At 68.1% G+C, this 2,802-nt stretch carries 2 protein-coding genes and 2 pseudogenes; all 4 read right to left on the bottom strand.

The genetic code is table 11. The features are described 5' to 3' along the window. Nucleotides 1-162: pseudogene (locus OS124_RS26370) on the bottom strand (heat-shock protein); the annotation flags it as partial. Nucleotides 163-324: 162 nt separating this feature from the next. Beyond that, a complete protein-coding gene (locus tag OS124_RS0103105; RefSeq protein ID WP_010137870.1) occupies nt 325-1,164 on the bottom strand; it encodes a trypsin-like serine peptidase in 840 nt (279 codons plus the stop codon). A 69-nt stretch (nt 1,165-1,233) separates the two neighbouring features. Beyond that, nucleotides 1,234-2,568 carry a glycolate oxidase subunit GlcF gene (glcF, locus tag OS124_RS0103100; RefSeq protein ID WP_010137869.1) on the bottom strand — a complete coding sequence of 445 codons (1,335 nt, stop codon included), beginning with the start codon at nt 2,566-2,568 and terminating at the stop codon, nt 1,234-1,236. A gap of 1 nt (nt 2,569) precedes the next feature. Further along, nucleotides 2,570-2,802 (bottom strand): annotated as a pseudogene (locus OS124_RS27255) (glycolate oxidase subunit GlcE); the annotation flags it as partial.

The following is a 2,802-nucleotide window of genomic DNA, read 5'->3' as shown; positions in this document are numbered from 1 at the left end:
CGGCGATCGAGATGCGATAGGCATCATCGGCGGCTTTTCGATGTTGTAGGCGGATAGCTCGGGCTGGCTCACCTCGGTCGAGAGGACGCGGTCCATCATGTCGGCGAGCTGGTCGAAGCCGACAGAGGCACGGTAGAGCGGAGCAAGGTCGAAATTACGCATTCTGGTCATCCTTCTTGAAGCGACAACAGTTGGGTAGCCCTCCGGGATGGACGGGCTGGAAGCGGGGCCCTTGTGGCGCCCCGTACCCCTGATCTGGGAAGGCGAATTCGCGGTTTCAAGACCCTGCCGGGCCCTGTGTGGGAACCGGGGGAAGCGGCGGCGTCAGCCCGGCGGGCGGATGAACTTGGCACCGATGTCGCGGCGTTCATTGCCCACGGTGATGCGGTTGGCGCGCGGCGCCTCTGGCAGGCCATAGCCCTGCCCCGCCGCCAGTTCCGCCTTCAGCACCGCCAGCGGCTCTTCCAGCGCCGTGCCGAGCGCGACGCGCGCGCCGCCCACCTCGGCCTTGGCCGAGACCACCGAGACGATGCGCGGCACCCCGCTGGCAAAGGAGAAGATCGGCGCCCCGGAAGAACCGTAGTCGACATCGCAGGAAGTCACCAGGATCCCCCTCTGCCGGGCGATCACGTCGCAGATCTCCTGCAACGAGGGCGCCTCGGAGCGGTCGAAGGCATAGGAGACGATGGCCACCTTGTCCCCCGCCGAGGGGCGCATGTCGGTCTGGAAGGGGGTCACCTCGGTATTGCGGATCGGCTGGTAGAGCTCCAGCAGAGCCAGGTCGTTGCGGACCCGCTCGGTCGAGACCGCATCGGCGTAGACGTAATCGGGATGGGTCACGGCGCGGCGCACCTGCCGATAGGCCGAGGCGCGGCCGTTGCGCATGCCGGCCAGGAACTGGATCGTCTCCGGGTCGATCCTGGTGCCGGTGTCGCGCTGATAGAGACAATGGGCCGCCGTCAGCACAAGGTCGGGCGCCACCAGCGCCCCGGTGCAGAAGGCCCGACCGCCGATATCCAGCCGCCCGACGGCCTCCCAGCCGCGCGAGGCATCGCCGGTGTCCAGGCGCTCCAGTGCCGTATCCTGGGCCCTGTCCTGCGCCGGAAGGTCCAGAGGGAACAGCAGCAGGGCAAGCAGGGCGGTGAGGGACAGGCGGGCGGGCATCGAATCTCCGGGGTCGTGACCGGGAAATCCTGCCCGCCGCTTTCGGCCAAAATGCGGCAGGGCCCGGATTTAATCGCGCAGGATCGGCACCGGCTGCGGCAGCGGATCCCCGGTCAGCGCGGGCGGCTTCGGCCCGCCGGTCGCCCAGTCCAGAAGCTCGACCGAATGCACCACCGGCACCCCGGTGCCCGAGCCGATCTGCATCATGCAGCCGATATTGCCCGCCGCGATGACCTCTGGCTCAAGCACTTCCAGTGTCTTCACCTTGCGCGCCTTCAACTGGCCCGAGATCTCGGGCTGCATCAGGTTGTAGGTGCCCGCAGACCCGCAGCACAGATGCGCATCCGCAGGCAGCAGCACCTGGAACCCTGCGCCCTTCAGCAGGGTCTTCGGGGCCTCGGTCACCTTCTGGCCGTGCTGCAGCGAGCAGGCGGCGTGATAGGCGACGCGCATCCCCGCCGCCTCATGGCCCGGGTCGACCTCGGGCAGGCCGATCTTCGCCAGCAGCTCGGTGATATCCATCGCCAGCGCCGAGACCTGCGCGGCCTCATCCGCCAGCGCGGTGTCGCGGAACATGTGGCCGTAGTCCTTCACCGTGGTGCCGCAGCCCGAGGTGTTGATGACCACGCCGTCCAGCCCCTCGCCCTGCACCTCGGCCATCCAGGCGCGGATATTGGCCTCGGCGGCGGCATGGCTGTCCTTCTCGCGCCCCATGTGATGGGTCAGCGCGCCGCAGCAGCCGGCGCCCTTCGCCACCACCACCTCGACGCCCAGACGGCGCAGAAGGCGGATCGTGGCATCGTTGATATCGGTGTTCAGCGCCTTCTGCGCGCAGCCGGTCATCAGCGCCACGCGCATCTTGCGCGCCCCCTTCGCCGGGAAACTCTGCGGCGCGTCGTTGGGCGAAACCGGAGGGATCTGCTTCGGCGCCATCTCCAGCATCGCACGCAGGCGCGGATCGGGCAGCAGGCCCCGGAAGGGCCGCGCGATCTTGGCCCCCAGCATCGCCAGCCGGAAGCGCCCCGGATAGGGCAGCACCTGCGCCAGCATCCAGCGCAAGGCGCGGTCGTGCCAGGGGCGCTGGTAGTGCTCTTCGATATAGGCGCGGGCATGGTCGACGAGGTGCATGTAATACACCCCCGAAGGGCAGGTCGTCATGCAGGCAAGGCACGAGAGGCAGCGGTCGATATGCTTGACCGTCTTCGCATCCGGCACCCGCTCGTTTTCCAGCATGTCCTTGATCAGGTAGATGCGGCCACGCGGGCTGTCCAGCTCGTCGCCCAGCACCTGGTAGGTGGGGCAGGTGGCGGTGCAGAAACCGCAATGCACGCAGGCGCGCAGGATCTTGTTGGCGGTCGCCGTGCCGGGGTCCTGCAACTGCTCTTCGGTGAAATTCGTCTGCATGTCAGGCCCCTTCCATCAGGCCGGGATTCAGGATGCCCTTCGGGTCGAACCGCTTGCGCAGCCCCTCTTCCAGACGGGCAATCGGCGAGGGTCGCGGATGGAACATCGGCACGGTCGTGCCTTCGGCCCCGCGCACCAGCGTCGCATGGCCGCCCAGCTTTTCCACCTCCGCGCGGATCGCCTGCGCCCCGCCATTGGCCAGCAACCAGACCAGCCCGCCGGACCAGTCCAGCA

This window comes from Oceanicola sp. S124, assembly GCF_000220565.1.
Lineage (GTDB): Bacteria > Pseudomonadota > Alphaproteobacteria > Rhodobacterales > Rhodobacteraceae > Pseudooceanicola.
This window is presented reverse-complemented; position numbering and strand designations above follow the sequence as displayed.

Bases quoted from the DNA above. Each gene is read 5' to 3' on its own strand.
- OS124_RS0103105 (WP_010137870.1), bottom strand. From the start codon at position 1,164: ATGCCCGCCCGCCTGTCCCTCACCGCCCTGCTTGCCCTGCTGCTGTTC.
- glcF (WP_010137869.1), bottom strand. From the start codon at position 2,568: ATGCAGACGAATTTCACCGAAGAGCAGTTGCAGGACCCCGGCACGGCG.